Raw genomic sequence first — 2,188 nt, 5'->3', positions numbered from 1 at the left:
TGGCGTCAGACCCGCCAAGCAATTGGTCCAATATCGCGTCCGGGATAACCGGCTCTTTCCGTCGTGCCATGGGAATCTCCTTCATACCCATTATGCACCCCGTACACGAAATTCCTGACACTCCCCAGACGGAAGGCAAGCAATTATCTCGCACGAGACAAATGCCGGAATGCGCCGCTTCGAATTGGTCGAAAAACCACCCAATAACGACGACACGCTTCCGAATGTAGCTTAACGATGATTGCAAGATGTGCGCGGTAATACCGCGCACATCTTGCCAGGGAGGCCCGCTGCGCGCCTCCCGTGGACCCTCCCGGCCTTTGATGCTTCTGAGGCATTGAGCCCCATCCGCATCATCGAAACGTTTGCCCGTTTCATCAGCACTCAGGAAGGGCGTTCTTGCCCCTCCACGAGACCCACCCGGGCCAAACGTATTCGCCGCTGGACCACGACCGAAAGGCGTCTGCCGCCTTTGGAAACTCGCATCAGGCTCCCGCGCCTGAAGGCGGTCAAAGGGGTCACTTGCCACCCCTTTGAAATCCAGCGCGCCGGGCTTGGAGATCGCGGCTCTCCACCGGCACCGAGCCACCGCCCGCCTTTATCGACCGGCCTAGCTACGGCGCAATTTGAAAGCGCGCGTCGGCCAGTCGATAAAAGCTCTCTTACCGCTCGCCGGAGGCTACCAGCCACGGCGTGCGGGCCTGAAAAGTGAGACGCCGCCCAACTTCTCACTTTTCAGGCCCGCATTGGAATGTGGAACCAGCACCAAAAAGCTTTTTCTTGAGCCGGGGAAGGTGGTAACATTGCCTTATGGCTACATCGAAGACCCAACCGCTGGAAATTGACCCGCAGCTTCAAGACCGTCTTGGCGCTCTTGCGAGGAAGCAGGGGGCGTCCCTCGCTGATTTCGCTGAAAGCGTTCTACGTTCCTATGCTGATGAGGCGGAACGGACGATCAGCGAACATGCCGAAGACGAAAGCCGCTGGCAGCGTTATATCGAAACCGGCACATCCGTTTCGTTCGATACGGTTCGAGCAAAGCTGCGTGGCTTTGCTGCCGATGCCGCGGGTAAGGCGGACCCTCAATGAAATTCGTTTTCCTGCCCGAGGCGGAAAACGATATCGAGCGGCTTTTCGATTTCCTGATGAACCAAGGCAATGCGCTGGCCGCTCAAAAAGCCATGCTCGCCATCGACGAGGGTATTCAGATGCTGTTGGAAACGCCTTACATCGGTATTCGCATGGAAGGGCGGACGGACTATCGTCAGCTCTTTGTGCCGTTCGGCAAGAGCGCCTACGTTCTCCGCTACCGCATCCATGAAGAGGCCGATACGCTCGTTGTCGTCCGCATCTGGCATGGGCGGGAAAATCGCGTTTGACGTTTCGCCTCGTCGCCTGAACTCTGATAAAGTAGAGCGCATAGAAGGCGATTTCTGAATGCTGCAAATAAACACAGGGAAACTCTTTACACGCGGCGTTGGTAGAACAAACCGTCTGAGAGGTGTCCTGTATTCGAATCTCTATTTAAAGGACGATTCAATCGCAACCGCCGCAGGCACGTTATTCGGCACCGATTCGCTGAGAGACAACTTAGCTCTCGTATATGAACTTGAAGAACGAATAGAAGAAGAGCCCATAGGGCCAGGAGTTTTGGTGTCTCACGGCATCGAACCATTTCTCATAGATTTTTCGGCCGTCGCGTCGTTTGGGTTCGATGCTGTGGTTTCCCCTGAAGCGGCATTGGTCGAGCGGTTGTTGAGCACCAAGCCGAGCTTGGCTTCGTACGAGCCGCCTCGTGATTTTCTCAAGCGGACATTGGTAATCCTCCCCGTGAATAAGAGGCTTCAAAAGTAGAATTTTCTCGGCAATATGCTCGAGGAGATTTTGATGAAGAAGAGCCGATTTAGTGAAGCCCAGATCATGGCGGTGTTGCGCCAGGCGGAAGGCGGAATGCCCGTGCCTGAGCTTTGCCGGGAGCATGGCATCAGCAGCGCCAGTTTTTATAAATGGCGATCGAAGTATGGCGGTATGGACGCCTCGATGATGAGCCAGATGAAGGTTCTTGAGGAAGAGAATCGTCCATTGAAGCGGATGTATGCTGACTTGAGCATGCAAGCCGATCTGCTGAAGGAGGCTCTCGGAAAAAATGTATGGTCCGCCTCGTCCGTGCAAGGGTACGTGACATCGC

The 2,188-nt window shown here is 55.3% G+C and carries 4 protein-coding genes; all 4 read left to right on the top strand.

The genetic code is table 11. The features are described from left to right. The first annotated feature begins 810 nt into the window (after nt 1–810). Nucleotides 811–1,089, top strand: a complete 279-nt coding sequence (locus DMO26_RS33310; protein WP_117196523.1) for a hypothetical protein — start codon at nt 811–813, stop codon at nt 1,087–1,089. Continuing rightward, on the top strand, nt 1,086–1,379 hold the full coding sequence (locus DMO26_RS33305) for a type II toxin-antitoxin system RelE/ParE family toxin (RefSeq protein WP_117196522.1): 294 nt from the start codon (nt 1,086–1,088) through the stop codon (nt 1,377–1,379). The genes DMO26_RS33310 and DMO26_RS33305 overlap by 4 nt, the downstream gene beginning before the upstream one ends. Nucleotides 1,380–1,437: 58 nt before the next feature. Beyond that, nucleotides 1,438–1,854, top strand: coding sequence for a hypothetical protein (locus DMO26_RS34075; RefSeq protein WP_162895206.1), 417 nt, complete (start codon nt 1,438–1,440; stop codon nt 1,852–1,854). A 33-nt stretch (nt 1,855–1,887) separates the two neighbouring features. Then, on the top strand, nt 1,888–2,188 hold a 301-nt coding region (locus tag DMO26_RS33300; RefSeq protein ID WP_162895205.1), incomplete at its 3' end, for a transposase.

It is taken from the genome of Rhizobium terrae (assembly GCF_003425685.1).
In the GTDB taxonomy this organism is placed as follows: Bacteria; Pseudomonadota; Alphaproteobacteria; order Rhizobiales; family Rhizobiaceae; genus Neorhizobium; species Neorhizobium terrae.
This window is presented reverse-complemented; position numbering and strand designations above follow the sequence as displayed.

Coding starts and splice junctions, on each gene's coding strand:
- DMO26_RS33310 (WP_117196523.1), top strand. CDS start 811: ATGGCTACATCGAAGACCCAACCGCTGGAAATTGACCCGCAGCTTCAA.
- DMO26_RS33305 (WP_117196522.1), top strand. CDS start 1,086: ATGAAATTCGTTTTCCTGCCCGAGGCGGAAAACGATATCGAGCGGCTT.
- DMO26_RS34075 (WP_162895206.1), top strand. CDS start 1,438: ATGCTGCAAATAAACACAGGGAAACTCTTTACACGCGGCGTTGGTAGA.